We start from the raw sequence: 17,533 nt of genomic DNA, 5'->3' as shown, positions 1-17,533 counted from the left end.
TGGGACGAACCTTGGCCCGTCCCTATCATTGTTATCGTTGTGTCGCTAATCAGGCAGAAAAAATCATGCACACCGGGCTGCCGGTCGAAGCCGAGAAGCCGGTTTTGGTCAGGGCACCGCTGTGCGGGTCAACCGCGAAGGACACCAGGCTGTCGCTGTCCTCATTGAGCGCAAACAGGAACCGTTGGTTGGGCGTCAGGGTGAAGAAACGCGGCGTCTTGCCTGCGCTGGTCACACACTCCACCTGGCTGAGCAAACCGCTGCTCCGGTCGATGGCGTACACCGCAATGCTGTCGTAACCCCGGTTGGAGGCGTAAAGAAAACGCCCGCTGCGGTCGATATCAATCGCCGAGGCGCGGCTGTTGCCGGTGAAGCTCGCCGGTAGCGACGGCAGCACCTGAAGCGGCTGCAATGCGCCGCTGTTTGGATCAAAACGGTAAGTGGTAACACTGGAGTCCAGTTCGTTGATCACATAGGCAAACGCGGCCTTGGGGTGCATCACGATATGGCGCGGGCCGGCCCCTTCACGGGTCGCCACAAAGGGTTGCTCGGCGGGCTGCAACAGGCCGTCGGCAAACCGGTAGCTGAACACGCGGTCCAGGCCTTTGTCCGGCACCAGCACAAACTGGCCGGACGCATCAAACGGGTTGAAATGCGGCTTGGCAAACGGCTGCTCGACACGGTGCGGGCCTAACGGCCCTTCGAGCGTGAGCAGTTGATTGACGCTCCCCAGGCTGCCGTCTACGCCAACGTTGAGTACCGCCAGGCTGCTGCTGATGTGGTTGGACACCACCAAAAAGCGCTCGCTCGGGTCCAGCGCCAGGTGCACGGGGTTGTTGCCCTCGCAGCTCTGGCGATTGAGCAATGTCAGCTTACCGCTGAGCGTGTCGACGCTGAAGGCGCTGACTTCGCTGCGATCACCGTGCACGCTGTACAGGCGGTCGCCTGCACGATTGAGGATCAGGTAGGACGGGTTGACCAAATCACCCAGCACTTGCACCTGTTCCAGCGTGCCGGCTTGCTGGTCCAGCCGATAAACCGTGATGCCATCACCTCGGGCATTGCGTTCCCGGGTTGTGCGCGATCCAACATACGCGAACATAGGGGTAGTTCTCCCGCTTGCAGAAAGGGTTGAAGACCGTGTCGGTCAAGCCCGGCCCCACAGGGTGAGGCCGGTGCAGCATCAGCGCCGGGTGCGGGCGACGACCTTGCGAATCACGAACGGCAGGACACCGCCATTGGTCAGGTAGCGCACTTCCTGCTGGGAATCGACGCGGGCAATGACCGCGACTTCATCACGGCGCCCGTCGGTGCGGCGAATCACCAGAGTGATGGCGTTCTCCCCGACCTCCAGTGCATCCAGACCGAGGAAGTCGAACTGTTCCGAGCCATCGAGCAGCAAGTCGTCAACGCTCTGCCCCGGCTGGAACACCAGAGGCAACACGCCCATGCCAATCAGGTTGCTGCGATGGATGCGCTCAATGCTTTGCGCGACCACCGCCTTGACCCCGAGCAACGCCTGCGCCTTGGCGGCCCAGTCACGGCTGGAGCCGGCGCCGTAGTTGATGCCCGCAAACACCACCATCGGCGTGTGCTGCGCCGCGTAGCTTTTGGCGGCCTCGTACAGCGGCAGGCACTCGCTGTGGTCGGCGTTCCAGGCCCAGGCACCGAGGCCTGGCTGCTGCGCGCCGAGCAGGCGGTTTTGCACGGTTTTGTTGGTAAAGGCGCCGCGCAGCATGACTTCGTGGTTGCTGCGACGGGTGGAATACTGGTTCAGGTCCTGTGGGTCTTCGCCACGCTCCAGCAACCACTGGCCGGCCAAGCTATTGGCCGGAATCGCGCCCGCTGGCGAGATATGGTCAGTGGTGATGTTGTCGCCCAGCACCATCAGTACACGGGCGTCGCTGATGGCCAACGACGCCTTCGGCTCGGCCTGGATATCGGCCAGGTACTGCGGGCGACGCAGGTAGGTCGACTGCGGGCTCCACGGGAATTGCACACTGCCCTCTGCCGAGAGCGCCTGCCAATGGTGGGTACCGTCCCACACCGTGGCCAGCCGCTGCTGGAAGAATTCCGGCTTGACCACCAGGGCCACCTGCGCCGCAATTTCCGCGTCGGAAGGCATCAGGTCGTGCAGGTAGACCGGCTGGCCCGAAGCATCCTCGCCCAATGGCTGCGTGGTCAGGTCGATATCGATGGTGCCGGCGATGGCGTAGGCCACACACAGCGCCGGGGACGCGAGGTAACCTGCGGGCACCTTGGGGTTGACCCGACCTTCAAAGTTACGGTTGCCCGACAGCACAACCACACCCTTAAGGCCCTGGTCCGCAAACGCTTCGACATGCTCTTCCAGACTGCCGGAGTTACCGATGCAGGTCATGCAGCCGAAACCCGCCAGATCAAAACCCAAGGCCGAGAAATCCTCCAGCAGCTTGGCTTCAGCCAGGTAGTCCGCCACCACTTGCGAGCCCGGCGACAGCGACGTCTTCACCCAGGGCTTGCGTTGCAGGCCAAGGGCACGCGCTTTGCGCGCTACCAATCCGGCCTGGATCATTTGCGCCGGGTTGGCGGTGTTGGTGCAACTGGTGATCGCCGACATCACCACGGCACCGTGAGTGATGGGCTGGCCGAAGGACGGCTCGTAGAAACTTTGATCCTGAGGGGCGTTGATCAGCTTGCCGCCACCCAGCACTTCATTGCGGAACGACGCGGCTGCGTGGGACAAGGCCTGCCGCTGGTGCGGCTGATGGGGCCCGGCCACGCTCGGCTCGATACTTGCCAGATCCAGCTCGATCAACTCGTCAAACGCGGGCTCGGCCAGTTCATCGCGACGCCACAAAGGCTGAGCGCTCATGTAAGCAATGACCTGCTCGCGCAACTTCGCGGGACGACCGCTGAGCTCCAGGTAAGCGAGGGTTTCGTTGTCGAACGGGAAGAACACCACCGTCGCACCGTACTCCGGCGCCATGTTCGACACCGTGCCACGGGCCGCCCAGCTCAGGCTGGACAATCCTGGGCCGGTAAACTCGACAAACTTACCGACCACCGAGCGCTTGCGCAGAATTTCAGCCACATGCAGCGACAGATCAGTAGCGGTCACGCCAGGTCGCAGGGTATTGGTAACCCGAATGCCGATGACTTTGGGAAAGCTGATTGGCACCGGTTCGCCCACCATGGCCGCCTGCCCTTCCAACCCGCCGACGCCCCAGCCGAGAACACCAATGGCATTGATCATCGGTGTATGGCTGTCGGTGGCGACCATGTCATCCGGATGCAACAGACGCTCGCCGTTTTCACCGCGACTTTCCCAGACCACCTGGGCCAGCGCTTCCATGTTCATCTGGTGAATGATGCCGGTACCCGGTGGGATCACACCGAAGTTATCCAGGCTTTTCTGCGCCCATTTGATAAAGCGATAACGTTCGCTGTTGCGGCGAAAATCGATGTCCAGGTTCTGCTCTACCGCATCGGCTTCGGCATAACGCTCAACAATCACCGAATGGTCGATGGTCAGCACGGCCGGGATCAGCGGGTTCATCGCCTGGGGGTCACCGCCCAGCTCGGCCACCACATCGCGCATGCCCGCAAAGTCGGCCAATGCCGGCAGGCACGTGGTGTCGTGGAACATCAAGCGGTTGGGCTGGAACGGCACTTCGCAATTCGGGCCCTGGCCGATGGCGCGTGCCAGTACCGACGCCAAGGCGTGCGGCGAGCAACGCGCAACGTTTTCCAGCAGGATGCGGATGGAGTACGGCAGCTTGGCCAACTGGTCGTGGCTGAGCAGCTTGCTCAGGTCGACGATGGTGAAGGCGTCATCGTTGACCACGAGGGGGCTGAAGAGGTCGCAGGCAGTCTCGGTCATGCTTATATCGCTCGCTTTCTTATAGTGTTCACCCGACGTGGCCCAGGCGGCCGACGGGGTGGATGAGCGGATACTAAGAGCAGTCTGGCGGGATGAAAATTGGTCAATTACCACAGCAGCGTTCTCCGAACGAGAACGCTGGGCAGGCGTTCAATCCGGCATCTTGAGGTGGTCGATAAAAGTCTTGAGGGTGGGCGATGCGGCCTCGTATTTACGCAACGCGAGCAACAAGGTGCGCTGGGCCCATGGCTCATCCAGCGTCACCATCTTGAGCTTGTGGCTACGCACATATTGATTGATCACGCTGCGCGGCAGCACCGCAATGCCCAAACCGGCCGAGACCATGCGGCACATACAGTCAAAACTGCTGATCCGGATACGCAGCTTAAGGGCCATGCCCAGTTTGCTCGCTTCGCTGGTGAGCAGCGTGTGCATCGAGCTTTCCAGGTGCGGCCCGACGAATTCGTGCTCCAGCACCTCCTTGAACTTAATGCCCTTGCGCGCCGCCAGCACGTGCCCGGCAGGCACCACCAAGGTCAACTCATCGTGCCGATAGGTGATGGTTTCCAGCCCCTCCGAGGGCGTTTGTGCCGCAATGATCCCAAGGTCGGCACGCCCATCCGCCACGGCCCGAATCACCGCCGAGCCCACCCGTTCCTCGATATCAAACTTGATTTGCGGGTACAGCTCGGCAAATCCGGCGACGTCTTGCGGCAGGAACTGCGACAGCGCGGACGTAATCGCGTGAATACGGATATGCCCCTTGACCCCGCTGGCGTATCCGCTGAGCTCAGTGTCGAGTTGCGCCATGGTCTGCTTGACCTGGCGGGCATAAAACAACAGTGACTGCCCCGCCGGCGTCAGCTCGACCCCGCGCGCATTGCGCAGCAGCAGCGGCGAGCCCACCTGCGCCTCCAGCTCAGTGATGCGCTTGCTGATCGCGGAGACCGCTACATGCTTGATGCGGCCGGCACGCGTGAGGTTGCGCTCTTGGGCGACGGTGATGAAAAGGTCCAGGCTGGTGAGGTCATAGCGCACGAGAAAGTCCTGACATGGCAGCGTTTGGGGTGGGTCGCTCTGGGAACAGAATAGTCCTTGAAACCTGATGGGCGTTGAACCGGCAGAGAGTCGCCATAAACAATAGTTGCATAAACTGCATTTATGAAGACTAAAATGCAATCACAAAAACTAACCGTCGACTGGCGTAGGAGAGTGTTATGCGTGTTCTGGTTCTTCCCGGTGATGGCATCGGTCCGGAAATCGTTGATGCGGCCATGGCTGTAGTGCGGGCCGCCAACGACACCTTTCAGCTTGGCCTGAGCTTCGATTACGACGACGTTGGCTTCGTAAGCCTTGAAAAACATGGCACCACCCTGCGCGACTCGGTGCTGGAAAAAGCCAAAACCTATGACGGGATCATCCTGGGCACCCAATCCCACGCGGATTACCCAGCACCGGAAAACGGTGGCCGCAATGTCTCTGCAGGCTTTCGGACTGGCCTGGATCTGTACGCCAACGTCCGCCCGGCACGTACACGGGCGTTTATTGAATCGAACATGAAACCGGGCAAGCGCATGGACCTGGTCATCATGCGCGAAGCCACCGAGGGTTTTTACCCCGACCGCAACATGTCGCGCGGCTGGGGTGAAGTGATGCCGTCGCCGGACATGGCGCTGTCCACCCGCAAGATTACCCGCCAGTGCAGCGAGCGCATTGCCCGGCGTGCGTTTGAGCTGGCGATGCAGCGCCGCAAGAAAGTCACCGCGATCCATAAGGCCAACAGTTTTCATATGACCGACGGCCTGTTTCTGGAATGCGTACGCCACGTTGCCAAAGACTTTCCTGAGGTGCAGCTAGACGACCTGCTGGTGGACGCCGCCACCGCCCATCTGGTGCGCAACCCGGAACAGTTCGACGTAGTGGTCGCGACCAACTTCTATGGCGACATCCTCAGTGACCTGGCCAGCGAATTGTCCGGCAGCCTGGGCTTGGCAGGTTCGATCATGGCCAGCGACACGCACTGCTGCGCACAGGCTCAGCACGGCTCGGCCCCCGGTATCGCAGGGCAGGATAAGGCGAACCCGGTCTCGATGATTCTGTCGGTAGCCATGTTGTTGCAGTGGCTGGGTGAGCACCACAGCCGCAGCGCGCTGAATGACGCCGGCAGGGCTATGGCGGCGGCAGTGGATACGGTGCTGGAAAACCCGGCCACCCGCACAGCAGACCTGGGCGGTGCTATGGGCTGCCAAGCCTTTGGTGCAGCGGTAGCTCACGTCATTGCAGGTTGATGGCTAATGCTCAATAGCCTTAAAACCTGGTGGGCCACGCCGCTCGTGGGCATTGCCGGCGCGCTGCTGGCCAAACTGGCGGACTGGCCGTTGCCATGGATCATCGGCTCCATGCTGGCGGTGATCGTCGTGCGTTGCAGTGGCTGGCTGATCGCCGAAATCCCCAATGGCCGCAAATCCGGGCAGTGGATGATTGCCACCTCCATTGGTCTGCACTTCACCCAACCTGTGGCACAGGAGATTTTCAGCCACTTTCCCTTGATGCTTGCCGCCGCCGTCCTCACGTTGCTGCTGGCCTTGGCCGGCATCGCCGTCATGCGCCACCAGGGCATGACCCTGACCACCGCCTACTTCGCGTTCATGCCCGCCAACTTTGCCGAGATGATCCAGCTGGGTGCGCGTTACCGTGCCGATGTCAGTCAAATTGCGGCGGCGCACAGCATCCGTCTGGTGTTGATCGTGCTCAGCGTACCGCCCGCAATGTTCCTACTGATGCACCTGGCACCTGACGCTGTCGTAGCCACCCGTCCACCCGCCGATTGGCATTGGCTTGGGCCGTTGCTGGCCGGCGGAGTGCTGGTGGCGCTGCTGTGGAAGCGTCTGGGTTTACCCAACCCCTGGATGTTCGGCCCGATGACACTCTGTGCCGTGGTAACGGCCTCATTCGACCTGCGCACCGCGCTGCCCGTGGAACTAAGCCAGTACGGCCAACTGATGATTGGCTGTGCCTTGGGCAGTTTTTTCGACCGTGCATTCTTTCGCCGCTCGCCGCGTTACCTGCTCAAGGTGGCGGTGTTCACCCTGTGCATGATCGCCGGCACCTTGGTGTTTGCCTGGGGGTTCGGTGCGCTCTCGGGCTTTCCGATCCTGACCCTGGCGCTGGGCATGATGCCGGGCAGCAGCACGGAAATGTACCTCACGGCCGAAGCCTTGCACCTCGGTGCCGGCATGGTCACGGCGATGCAGATCATGCGCCTGGTGGTGGTGATGCTCTGCGCCGAACCGATCCTCAAGCTGTGGCTGGCCAGGCAGGATCAAGACAACGGCTGAGCCTGTTGACTCGACAACGCACCGCTGCGGCGCAGCTTAAGAACCGTGGACTTGCGCGCAAACGAGCCTCTGAGGTGGCGGCGCATCAGGTCCGAGGCTTGGAGGTTGTCGCCCTGCTCCACCAACTCGATGATCTTCAGGTGTTCGGCACACTGCGAATACACGCGCTTGCGATCGACCATAGCGCGGTACTCGATCAACCGGCGCATATTGTTTAGTTGCTTGAGCATCAGCAGGTACAGCGGGTTGCCCGAGAGCTTGATCAACTCTTCGTGAAAGCGGATACCGGCCTTGAGCAAGGCCTCCGCCGGGTAGGTATCGATGCTCCCGGCCAGCAGATCCTGCTGCTCTTTTTTGAGCTGGCTTAGCACTGGCCGATCACACATAAACGTTGTTTCCAGCAGTGCCGCAGGTTCAATCAGTGCACGCATGTTATAGATCTGTTCGAGCGCTTCCGGGGTCTTCGCCACATCCAGCAGGCGCCAGCCATACCCGGGTTTTGGCTCCGCCCAGCCGACCCTGGCGGCGCGACTGAGAATGTCGTCCACCTGAAGCTTGGTCAGGGCATAACGCTCTCGCAGGTATTTTTCCGTCACTTCGGCCGGGATGGCGTCGTTGAGCCAGTCCTCAGACAGTTGGTAATACGCCGGCGGTTCTTCCAGGGAGATGACTTCGTCACTTTGGACGCCGATGGGCTCAACGCCGCCGAGAACGAAAAAGCCCCGGTTCGGGATCTGTTCCAGCACGCTTTGCTCAGCCAGCACCGTCAACGCCTCGCGCGCGGGCGAGCGTGAGACCTGAAAGTTATCTGCGACTTTCTGCGCACTCAAATGGGCACCACGGGCGAGCTCCCCAATCAGGATCTGTTGCCTGATCTCGAAAACGATTCGCTGCACCAGTGTGCTGGTTACCATGTCTAGGGACCCATTCAATAAGACGCCGGCGCCCAGTATACGTGAGCGCACGGCGGTTATCGCGGGGCTGACCTGCCCGGTTTTTTATCGGTTACAGCGTGAACGTCAACACCGTGCCGAAATACTGCACCGAAACGCAGAACCCCGTACCCACCAGATCAAAAGGGGCGCACATGGCGCCGGTGGAAACGATATCGCCGGCCCGCAGGACTTCACCGCGATCAGCAGCATGGGCGTACAGCGCGGCCAACGAACTCAAAGGGTCGGTCGCGGCATCGCCGGACAAGCCATGGGCCTTGGGTACACCATCCAAGTAGACCACTGCCGTCGCGGCAAGCTCGGCCAACAATGCTTCGTCGATCCCTGCACACAGCGGTTCACTGATCACCAAGGCTTCAAAGCCGACGTTATCAGCCGCAAAACTGGGCCAGCCGACGCTTTTTCGATCAACAAACCGCGAGCGTACGACCTCGAAGGTCACGCACGTCGTACGGATATCCTTGGTCGTAGGCAGGCGCCCGGATTCGGGCGGCACATCCCGATCGAGCACAAAGGCAACTTCACATTCGATGGTCACCGGTGTCAGTGCCGGCAGGTGTATCTGTGCGTTGTTGCCATGGCAACGCGCGGCTTCCAACTGGCCCACCAAGGGCCGGGACAGTCCGCCTGCGCGCCTGGCCGCCGGGCTGCCGACGCCCAGTTTCCAGCCGACGCGCTGACCTCCCGCTGCACGAAATAACTGATCCTGCGCCGCATAGCCTTGGCTCAACGTTTCGGGCTTGAGCTTGTCTGGCAACGCCGACAGCAGTTCACCGCTTCGCCAGGCTTGCAGCAGGTGTTCGGCGGTGGCTTGGGGTACGAAAGTAGTCATTAAAACCTCGGGCTGACGAGTTGCGGCTCAGGGCTGCGAAATAGCACGCCCAACAGCGTTTCAAACACTTTGATCATCGCCCCTTTGTCCAGGTGGCCATGACCTTGCAACAGCGCGGTCTGGTAAGTCGTGGTAGCGGCCGCCAACACCGGCAGCGGCAGGCCCATGGCCGCGCTCAATTGCACGCCTTGGAGGATGTCCTTGTAGGCGTTCTCCAAGGGGTAACCACTGGAGAAATCGTCAGCCAGGATGCGCGGCAGAAAGTATTCCGAGGCATGGCTACGCCCGGTACCCCTGTTGACCACCTGCGTGATCTGCTGCGGATCAAGGCCGAGCTTGCAGGCCATGGGCATGATCTCGGCCAGCGCAGCGATGTTGATGTTGTAGAGCAATTGATTGACCAACTTGGCCAACTGTCCACTGCCCGCAGGTCCCATGTGCAGGACGCTGGATGCCATGGTTTTAAGGTAAGGCAGCATGTCTTCGACCACCTGCGCCTCGCCGCCGCACATCACGGTCAACGTGGCATCGGCTGCGCGCTGGGCCATGCCAGATACCGGCGCGTCCAAAAAACGCAGGCCCAACGCGGCAAGCCGACGGTCAATCTCAAGGGTCTGCGCGTGCCCGCTGGTGCTGGTGTCCACCACCGTGCTGCCCGGACGCATCCACTGGGCCAAGCCCTGGGATGAGAACAGCACCTCTTCGACCACCGCGTCATTGGGCAGGCAGAGAAAAACGGTATCGCAATCGGCCAGGGCCCTACGGTCGTGGGTTGGGCGCGCGCCTAACCGCCCCATGGCCGGAAACGCTCGACCACTGGCGGAGCTGACAAGCAGGCCTGGGCATGCCTCCAATAAGTGGCTTGCCATGGGCAATCCCATCTCCCCCAGACCGATAAACGCAATCTGCATGCTGTGTTCCTTGGCTGTGTACGTACCCCCCAGCCTAAGGGCACAGCGTCATGATTAAAAATATCGGTTAATGATGTGAGGGTTCACAACTTGTGATGAATTGGCTGTACACGCTCATTCATACACCGCCCCGCCGCATAATAATGATACGCCGCCCAAAACCCCGTCAGCGTAAAGGCCAACAGCACATAGCGCAGCGACTCCTGGGGGTTGTCCAAGTGGGGAGCGAGCAGGTCGGAGCAAAAACCCATCAATTGCGGAGCGACGGCCAAGTTGGCGATATTCACGACAAACAACAGCACCGCAATGCCCTTGGCACGCATGGAGGGTGGAAAAAGGTTCTGGATCAACCCGCTGGTGGGGCCGATGTAGATATAGATGATCGGGATGAACAGCCACAGCGCGAGCGTGACGAAACGCACATCATGCACGGCAAACACGGCGATAGAACTGAGCGTGCCCAGTAGCGTGGTCCAACCGACAAACCGGGGTTGCAGTGACAGCGGCTTATTGCGATAGCGCAACATCATGAACACGGTCAGCAGCATAATCAGCGTACCGCCAACACCGTGAATCGGCCCCATCAACGCGCCCGCCTGGCCCACGGTGAGGGCATAGGAACGGCTCAGAAAGGCCGGTACCCACCACACGATGCCCCATCCCCAGAAGGTCAGCGCCGTTGCCCCGGCCATGATATGAAACACCGCTTTGGTGTTCAGGATAAATGTCAGGGTTTCACGCAAAGAACTGGACGTTATGGCCGCAGACGCAGGTGCATCATCCTGCTGACCACGCTTTGGCTCCCGTACAACCGCCCATACCAATGCCGCGATGGGTAAACCGCATAGGCCAAACACCATCAACGCGGCGCGCCAGCCGTACGCATCGTTAAGCAGGCCCGCACCGGTGGCGCCGAGCCAGGCACCGACACTGGCGCCCAGACCGACTACCGACAGCGCAAACGCTCTGGATTTGGCCGGGAAGTAATCGGATATCATCGAGTGACTGGGCGGCGTGCCGCCGGCTTCGCCCACACCTACGCCGATACGTGCGATCAGCAGATGCCAGAAGGTACCGCTAAGCCCGCAAACAGTGGTCATTACCGACCACACCCCTACCGCCAGCGCGATCATGCGCTTTCGATTTACCCGATCAGCCAACACACCCAGCGGCAAGCCCGCCGTGACATAAAAAAGTGCGAGTGAGGTACCCGTTAAAAAACCGACCGCGCTATCACTCAGGCCAAATTCCTGTTTGATCGGTTCGATTAGGGTTGAAAGCACGTAACGGTCAGCGATATTCAAGGCGTATACGAGGGTCAATAGTGTCAGCGCAACCCACGCCTCGCCGCTGATGGCCCGAGTTTTAGTTGCAGCCGAGATGCTTTGTGGCGCCGGATCAAAAAGCACGGTGAGTCCCCCTTATTGTTTTTTTTCGCAGAATGGACTGGGGGTTGCGCTGCTGGCAAGAGCGGCATACCCAACGTTAAGTTAGGTGCGTCGGGTAGCGGTTCAAGCGGGTATAAAATCGCGCCAATGCCCTCTCTACAAACCTGCTTCTGCGCCATCAATACCGTGCTGATCGCAGGCTGCAACCAAGGTATTGCGCAGCAGACACGCAATGGTCATAGGCCCAACGCCGCCCGGCACCGGCGTGATCGCCCCGGCAACGTCAAGCGCCGACTCGAAGTCCACGTCGCCCACCAGACGCGAGCCATGCTCGCTGACGCGAATGCGGTTGATGCCCACGTCGATCACTGTGGCACCCGGTTTGATCCAACTGCCCTTGACCAGTTGCGGGCGGCCGACGGCGACAAAGAGGATGTCGGCGCTGCGGCATACACCCTCAAGGTCAGCGGTACGCGAATGAGCAATGGTCACCGTGCAGTTTTCCTGCAACAGCATGATCGCCAGGGGCTTGCCGACGATGTTGGAACGCCCAAGCACGACCGCATGCTTGCCCGAGAGGTTGTCGCCCAGATATTGCTTGGCCAGAATCACGCAACCCTGTGGGGTGCACGGCATCAGGGGGCGGCCCTCACCGGTCATTAAAAGGCCGGTGTTGGTAATGTGAAAGCCGTCGACATCCTTATGCGCCGCGATGCCGGCAATCACCTTGGCCGCATCGATGTGCGCCGGCAACGGCAACTGAACCAGGATGCCATTGACGGTGGGGTCGTTGTTCAAACCCTCAATCACCGTCATCAGCGTGTCAGTGTCCAAGTCGGCGTCGAAGCGTTTTTCAATGCTGTGAATGCCCGCCTGCTCAGCCTGCAGGATTTTGTTGCGCACGTAGACCTGGCTCGCCGGGTCCTGGCCTACCAGTACCACCGCCAAGGCAGGGGTGAGGCCAAACTTGTCTTTCAACTGAAGCACAATTTGCTGGGACGCCTGGTTGAGTTGCGCAGCCGCCGCCTTGCCATCAATCAAAGTAGCCATATTGCTTCCTGTCATCGGTGTTATACGAAAAAGGGGATACGGCTAAGCCGCAGAGAATTCCTTGGCAGCATCCGCGAGCCAACTGAGCGTGGACACGATGAACGATGCCTCCACATAAAGGCGGTAATGCCCCGCTCGCTCGTGAATCAGCATCGCTGGCTGGTGGGCGAAGCGCGCGGTCATGACGCTGCCAGGGGTGAACACGGCGGGGTCGCAATCCACCGCGCAGCCTTTGGCCAGAAAATCTGGCGCCGCCGGCCCGCTCACCAGCACACAGGCGCGGCTGTCGGAGATCACGGTCACGGTGGCGAACACGCCTTCCAGCGCCGTGTGCAATGCGCCAGTCAGGCTGCCCTGCTGGCTGGCGGGGACAAAGACCAGTGTCTCCTTTGGCCCGGCCCAGGCCGTTTCACACACAGGGCCTTGAGCAATGGCGCCAGAGCCAGGCACCCCGACCCCGCAAACCGCCAGTAACGCAGCGGCTACGCCAGGGTCTGTGGCATTGGCCTGAACCCTCAGAATGCCGCCATACGGCGGCTCGGTAATACTCAGGCAAGGGGTGTGAATCGGAAACGTATAGGTGCCAGGCACTCGCGCTTTGATCACGCTGTCGCGGGCGATGAGCTTAACCATTGAGACGCTCTCCCTTGGGATCGAAATGCGCCGGCGAGACGATACGCGCGGCGATGATCTTGCCATTGGAATAAATGAACACCTGTTCATTCAGGCGCGACGCGCCACGTCGGACGATACCCAGGCCGATATGCTTGCCCAGGGTCGGGCTGAATACAGCTGACGTGACATACCCATGGCTGGCCATCGGCGCGACCGACGTATCACGCTCCACGACATGCCCACCCACCGGCAGACGTTGCTGCGGGTCATCGGGTTCGAGACCAACGAATTGCAAGCGGTCTGCGGCCTGTTCCGCCTGACGCTGCAACGAGCGACGACCAATGAAGTCCACCGCCTTGCGCTCGATGACACGTGCCATGCCCAAGTCCAACGGGTTGGAGCACGCATCGGTGTCACTGCCGACGTGGATATAGCCTTTTTCGGTACGCATCACTTCCAAGGCTTCGACGCCATAAGGCGTGATACCAAAGGTTGCGCCGGCCTCAAAGACTTTGTCCCACAGCGCTTCGGTGTACCGCGCGGGCACGCCGATTTCGAACGTCACATCACCGGTAAAACTGGCACGAAGCACCCGCACGGCCACTCCGTCGATGGCGCCCTCGCGGTATTGCATATGCCCGAACTGTTGCGCCGAGAGATCAATACCGCAATCGAGCTGTTCCATCACCTGCCGCGCCAATGGACCAGAGAGGGTGAGGTTGCCCCATTGGGTGGTGATGTTGCTGATATGCACCTGCAAGTCAGGCCACTCGCATTGCAAATACTCTTCCATCATTAAGGCTACGCGCCCCACCGCACCGCTGGTGGCATGCACCAGGAACATCGTATCCGCCATGCGGATGATCACGCCGTCGTCGATCAGCACGCCGTTTTCATTGGTCAGCATCGCGTAGCGTGCAAACCCCACCTTGAGACTGGACAGGGTATTGACGTACAGGCGATCAAGAAATGCAGCCGCGTCGGGACCGGTGACCTGGATCTTGCCCAGGGGCGAGCCGTCGAACATACCAACCGTGGTGCGTGCGGCGGTCACCTCGCGCAAAGTGGCCGCATGAATATCCTCATTGCCGCGCGGGTAGTAATCCGGGCGTTGCCAACCGTAGTCGCCGAACTTGGCCCCATGCCGCACGTGCCAGTCATGGGCCGGCAGCGTCTGCCAAGGCGCATACCCCTCACCCACCGTCGGCCCCGCGAAAGCGCCCAGGGTCACGGGCTGGTAAGGCGGGCGAAACTTGGTGGTACCGACCTTCTCGATGGGCTTGCCGGTGAGCTGCGCGAGTATGGCCAGGATATTGAAATTACTCGATTTGCCTTGATCGACGCTCATGCCGCCAGTGGTGTAGCGCTTGACGTGCTCCACCGAGACGAAGTTTTCGCGCACCGCCAGTTCAAGGTCGGACACCTTCACGTCGTACTGGAAATCCACCCATTGCTTGTCGGTCGGCTCCGAGCGCGTGAACCAGAACGGCTCAATGGCCGACGCGAGCGCTTCGTCGCACGCCGTCCAGCTGCGTGCCGCGATAACAACACCCGGCTTGAGCTTGCGAGCGACATCTGCGCCAGCCTTGTAGCCTTCGTCCAGGCATTCCTGCAGCGTCATCTGGCCGTTGGCGGCCCCCACCACAGTCAAGGGCTGGGTCGTCGTGCCGGGTACCAGGCACGCTCGTGGTTCGTCGTAACGCAGGCTGCCACCCGACTGGCTGTGCAGGTGAATGGTCGGCGTCCAGCCACTGGACAGCGCCAACACATCACACTCCAGAAGCTGAGTGCTGTTATCCAACTGCCCCGTGCCTGAATGCGCCGCCAATTGCACCGCCGTGATGCATTTGGTGCCTTTGATATCCCGCACACCCTGCCCCAGCACATGGACAATGCCCTGTGCGGCCAGTTGCTCGCGCAAGCGCGAGTCGACGCTGCGACGGGTATCGACCAGCGTGATCGACCTGACGCCCAGCGCCGCAAGGTCCAACGCGGTGCGGTAAGCGCTGTCATTGTTGGTCACCACCACGACCTTCTCACCGGCGACCACGCCAAATCGATTGGCATAGTGACGCACCGCCGACGCCAGCATGACGCCGGGGCGATCATTGTTCGGGCAGATCAATGGGCGCTCCAGCGCGCCCGCGGCCAGGATCACTTCCTTGGCGTGGATTCGCCACAGACGCTCGCGGGGTTTATGCAAGGCCGTGCCCACCGGCCCCTGAGTCTGCAAGCGCTGCGACGCCACCAGGAAATTGTTTTCGTAGTAACCACTGACATTGGTGGCCGGCAGTAACCGTACATTGGGTTGCGCCGCCAGCGTGGCGATGGATCGGGCAACCCAATCGGTTGCCGGCTGGTTATCAATCGTCAACCGTTCGCCCCGCAAGCTACCGCCGAACGTTTCCTGATCATCCGCCAGCACCACTCGCAGGCCACTGTCGGCCGCCGCCAGCGCGGCAGCGATGCCCGCCGGGCCACCGCCGCAGATCAGCAGGTCGCAGTGCAGGTTCTGTTTTTGGTAGTTCTGTACATCCCGCTCCGTGGGCGCCTTGCCCAGACCGGCAATCGGCCGCACAAAACGCTCATAAAAGTGCCAGGTCGGCCAGATCATCGACTTGTAGTAAAACGACGCTGGCAACAAGCGACTGAAGCGGTCCATGACCCCCAGCAAGTCATGTTGCACGTTGGGCCACGCATTCTGGCCACGGGCTGTGAGCCCTTCATACAACATGACCATGGTGGCGCGGACGTTGGGCTCAGCAAATCCACCGGATTCCAGCTGAACGAGCCCGTTGACCTCCTCCACCCAACTGCCCATTAGGCCGCGTGGTCGGTGCAGCTTGAAGCTACGCCCTACGATCTTCACACCATTGGCCATTAAGGCGGCGGCGAGCGTATCACCGGTTCGACCCTGATAGGGTTTGCCATCGAACTCGAAGTTGATGACCTTGGCAGCGGCACCCGGCACCGCCAATCGGTTCAATTGCGTCATGATAAGACCTGCTGTGCGCCGTCACATTGAACGTTGTGCTCGGCCTCGTACGAGAAACGCGGCACGTCACGTAGCTCCAGAACCTGGGTAATGCGATGCGTCAACGTATCGCGCTCGCACACAAACCACTGGCGGCAACCGTAGGTATGTCGCCACTTCTCGCGCGCCAGGCCACGCGGGTTATCCCGCCGAAACAGGTAATCGGCCCATTGCACATCCGTCAGCTGCGCGGGGGTAGCCGGGCGCACCCGATCCCAGGGCCCGCCGTAGGTGAACTCGTCCTCGTCCCTGGCACCACAGTGAGGGCATTCAATTATCAACATGGCATAACCCCTTAGTGATCCACGCCGGCAGCGGCCGCTTCATTGACAAACCGTCCACTGGCAAAGCGCTCAAGACCAAAGGGTTTGATCAACTCGTGTGGGCGGTCGTGGGCGATGGTGTAGGCCAGCGTGTCGCCCCCCGCCGGAATGGCCTTAAAGCCACCAGTGCCCCATCCAGTGCTGATGTACAGGCCGGTCACTGGGGTCTTGCCCAAGATGGGGCTGGAGTCAGGGGAAATATCGACAATGCCTGCCCACTGACGCATCAGTTTCAAACGGCTAAAGGTCGGGAACAGATTCAAGGTGGCGCTGACGGTTTCTTCCAACGCCGGCAAGGTGCCGCGCTGACCGTAGGACGGATAAGCATCCGCGCGCCCACCGATGAGTATTTCGCCCCGGTCCGATTGGCTGACATAGGCGTGCACAGTCGGCGAGACCACGATGCCGTTGAGCACCGGTTTGATTGGCTCGCTGACCATCGCCTGCAAGGCAATACTCGCAATCGGCAGCTTGAGGTCGACCATCTGCGCCAGTATCGACGAACTACCCGCCACCGCCATGGCCACTTTATCGGCCTTGATCACACCAAAGGGGGTCTGCACCCCGGTGACGCGATTGCCCGAGCGGTGAATGGCCGTCACTTCGCAATTCTGGATGATATCGACACCCAGGCTGTCAGCGGCACGCGCATAGCCCCAGGCGACGGCGTCGTGACGCGCTACACCGCCACGATTCTGGATAAACCCGCCCATGATCGGGAAGCGCGCCTGCGCACTGGTATCCAGCAACGGCATAAACTCGCGCACGCCCTGCAGCGTGATCATTTGCGCATCCACACCCTGCATCTGAATCGAATTCGACCAGCGTTCAAGCATGTCCATCTGGTGTGGAGTGTGCGCCAGGGTCAGCACGCCGCCCTGGCTGAGCATCACGTTGTAGTTCAGCTCCTTGCCCAAACCCTCGTACATTTTCAGCGAGTGCTCGAAAAAATTCGTGCTCTCGGGAAAGAAGTAATTGGAGCGGATCGCGGTGGTATTGCGGCCGGTATTGCCGCCACCGATCCAGCCCTTTTCAATCACCGCGACATTGCGGATGCCGTAACGGTGAGCCAAGTAGTAAGCGGTGGCGAGGCCCTGGCCGCCCCCACCGATAATGACCACGTCATAGGCTTTTTTCGGCTCGACGGTACGCCAGGCAGGCGTCCAGTTGCGATGCCGCGACAGCGCATGCTTGGCCAAAGACAGCAGCGAATACTTTTCCACAGCG

14 protein-coding genes are annotated in these 17,533 nt (G+C 60.8%); 2 read left to right on the top strand and 12 right to left on the bottom strand.

The genetic code is table 11. The features are described from left to right. Positions 1–49: 49 nt before the first annotated feature. From ICY20_RS18920 to ICY20_RS18910, 3 genes are all read right to left on the bottom strand, one after another. Positions 50–1,102: a lactonase family protein gene (locus ICY20_RS18920; protein WP_194938329.1), complete on the bottom strand. Its 1,053-nt coding sequence runs from the start codon at positions 1,100–1,102 to the stop codon at positions 50–52. A gap of 81 nt (positions 1,103–1,183) precedes the next feature. Then, positions 1,184–3,862 (bottom strand): aconitate hydratase AcnA, encoded by a 2,679-nt coding sequence (gene acnA, locus ICY20_RS18915; protein ID WP_194938328.1) that lies wholly within the window; start codon positions 3,860–3,862, stop codon positions 1,184–1,186. Between the two features lie 150 nt (positions 3,863–4,012). Further along, positions 4,013–4,900 carry a LysR substrate-binding domain-containing protein gene (locus ICY20_RS18910; protein ID WP_194938327.1) on the bottom strand — a complete coding sequence of 296 codons (888 nt, stop codon included), beginning with the start codon at positions 4,898–4,900 and terminating at the stop codon, positions 4,013–4,015. A 179-nt stretch (positions 4,901–5,079) separates the two neighbouring features. Here ICY20_RS18910 and ICY20_RS18905 point away from each other — a divergent pair, with 179 nt between their 5' ends. Both ICY20_RS18905 and ICY20_RS18900 read left to right on the top strand, forming a co-directional pair. Continuing rightward, complete coding sequence (locus tag ICY20_RS18905; RefSeq protein WP_194938326.1) at positions 5,080–6,150, top strand: isocitrate/isopropylmalate dehydrogenase family protein; 1,071 nt, start codon at positions 5,080–5,082, stop codon at positions 6,148–6,150. A gap of 6 nt (positions 6,151–6,156) precedes the next feature. Beyond that, complete coding sequence (locus ICY20_RS18900; protein ID WP_194938325.1) at positions 6,157–7,200, top strand: AbrB family transcriptional regulator; 1,044 nt, start codon at positions 6,157–6,159, stop codon at positions 7,198–7,200. Here ICY20_RS18900 and ICY20_RS18895 read toward each other — a convergent pair. From ICY20_RS18895 to ICY20_RS18855, 9 genes are all read right to left on the bottom strand, one after another. Further along, positions 7,185–8,114: a GntR family transcriptional regulator gene (locus ICY20_RS18895; protein ID WP_194938324.1), complete on the bottom strand. Its 930-nt coding sequence runs from the start codon at positions 8,112–8,114 to the stop codon at positions 7,185–7,187. The genes ICY20_RS18900 and ICY20_RS18895 overlap by 16 nt on opposite strands. A 91-nt stretch (positions 8,115–8,205) precedes the next feature. Then, complete coding sequence (locus ICY20_RS18890; protein ID WP_194938323.1) at positions 8,206–8,985, bottom strand: 2-keto-4-pentenoate hydratase; 780 nt, start codon at positions 8,983–8,985, stop codon at positions 8,206–8,208. After that, a complete protein-coding gene (locus ICY20_RS18885) occupies positions 8,985–9,896 on the bottom strand; it encodes an NAD(P)-dependent oxidoreductase (RefSeq protein ID WP_194938322.1) in 912 nt (303 codons plus the stop codon). The genes ICY20_RS18890 and ICY20_RS18885 overlap by 1 nt, the downstream gene beginning before the upstream one ends. An 83-nt stretch (positions 9,897–9,979) precedes the next feature. Next, the gene (locus ICY20_RS18880) at positions 9,980–11,305 is read right to left on the bottom strand and encodes a spinster family MFS transporter (protein ID WP_194938321.1); all 1,326 of its coding nucleotides are present in this window, start codon (positions 11,303–11,305) and stop codon (positions 9,980–9,982) included. Positions 11,306–11,440: 135 nt separating this feature from the next. Beyond that, positions 11,441–12,334: a bifunctional 5,10-methylenetetrahydrofolate dehydrogenase/5,10-methenyltetrahydrofolate cyclohydrolase gene (locus tag ICY20_RS18875; protein WP_159956970.1), complete on the bottom strand. Its 894-nt coding sequence runs from the start codon at positions 12,332–12,334 to the stop codon at positions 11,441–11,443. 42 nt (positions 12,335–12,376) lie between these two features. Further along, positions 12,377–12,967, bottom strand: coding sequence for a sarcosine oxidase subunit gamma (locus ICY20_RS18870; RefSeq protein WP_194938320.1), 591 nt, complete (start codon positions 12,965–12,967; stop codon positions 12,377–12,379). Further along, the gene (locus tag ICY20_RS18865; protein WP_194938319.1) at positions 12,960–15,944 is read right to left on the bottom strand and encodes a sarcosine oxidase subunit alpha family protein; all 2,985 of its coding nucleotides are present in this window, start codon (positions 15,942–15,944) and stop codon (positions 12,960–12,962) included. The genes ICY20_RS18870 and ICY20_RS18865 overlap by 8 nt, the downstream gene beginning before the upstream one ends. Then, the gene (locus ICY20_RS18860) at positions 15,941–16,267 is read right to left on the bottom strand and encodes a sarcosine oxidase subunit delta (protein WP_159956976.1); all 327 of its coding nucleotides are present in this window, start codon (positions 16,265–16,267) and stop codon (positions 15,941–15,943) included. Before ICY20_RS18860 ends, ICY20_RS18865 begins: the two co-directional genes overlap by 4 nt. A gap of 11 nt (positions 16,268–16,278) precedes the next feature. Beyond that, positions 16,279–17,529 carry a sarcosine oxidase subunit beta family protein gene (locus ICY20_RS18855; protein ID WP_194938318.1) on the bottom strand — a complete coding sequence of 417 codons (1,251 nt, stop codon included), beginning with the start codon at positions 17,527–17,529 and terminating at the stop codon, positions 16,279–16,281. Positions 17,530–17,533: the final 4 nt, after the last annotated feature.

This window comes from Pseudomonas pisciculturae (genome assembly GCF_015461805.1).
Taxonomy (GTDB): domain Bacteria; phylum Pseudomonadota; class Gammaproteobacteria; order Pseudomonadales; family Pseudomonadaceae; genus Aquipseudomonas; species Aquipseudomonas pisciculturae.
The sequence above is the reverse complement of the archived record's forward strand: the minus strand, read 5'-3'. Positions and strand labels throughout refer to the sequence as shown.

What these genes read in the sequence shown, in the direction of transcription:
- ICY20_RS18920 (WP_194938329.1), bottom strand. Translation starts at nt 1,102, where the DNA reads ATGTTCGCGTATGTTGGATCGCGCACAACCCGGGAACGCAATGCCCGA.
- acnA (WP_194938328.1), bottom strand. Translation starts at nt 3,862, where the DNA reads ATGACCGAGACTGCCTGCGACCTCTTCAGCCCCCTCGTGGTCAACGAT.
- ICY20_RS18905 (WP_194938326.1), top strand. Translation starts at nt 5,080, where the DNA reads ATGCGTGTTCTGGTTCTTCCCGGTGATGGCATCGGTCCGGAAATCGTT.
- ICY20_RS18900 (WP_194938325.1), top strand. Translation starts at nt 6,157, where the DNA reads ATGCTCAATAGCCTTAAAACCTGGTGGGCCACGCCGCTCGTGGGCATT.
- ICY20_RS18895 (WP_194938324.1), bottom strand. Translation starts at nt 8,114, where the DNA reads ATGGTAACCAGCACACTGGTGCAGCGAATCGTTTTCGAGATCAGGCAA.
- ICY20_RS18890 (WP_194938323.1), bottom strand. Translation starts at nt 8,985, where the DNA reads ATGACTACTTTCGTACCCCAAGCCACCGCCGAACACCTGCTGCAAGCC.
- ICY20_RS18885 (WP_194938322.1), bottom strand. Translation starts at nt 9,896, where the DNA reads ATGCAGATTGCGTTTATCGGTCTGGGGGAGATGGGATTGCCCATGGCA.
- ICY20_RS18875 (WP_159956970.1), bottom strand. Translation starts at nt 12,334, where the DNA reads ATGGCTACTTTGATTGATGGCAAGGCGGCGGCTGCGCAACTCAACCAG.
- ICY20_RS18870 (WP_194938320.1), bottom strand. Translation starts at nt 12,967, where the DNA reads ATGGTTAAGCTCATCGCCCGCGACAGCGTGATCAAAGCGCGAGTGCCT.
- ICY20_RS18865 (WP_194938319.1), bottom strand. Translation starts at nt 15,944, where the DNA reads ATGACGCAATTGAACCGATTGGCGGTGCCGGGTGCCGCTGCCAAGGTC.
- ICY20_RS18860 (WP_159956976.1), bottom strand. Translation starts at nt 16,267, where the DNA reads ATGTTGATAATTGAATGCCCTCACTGTGGTGCCAGGGACGAGGACGAG.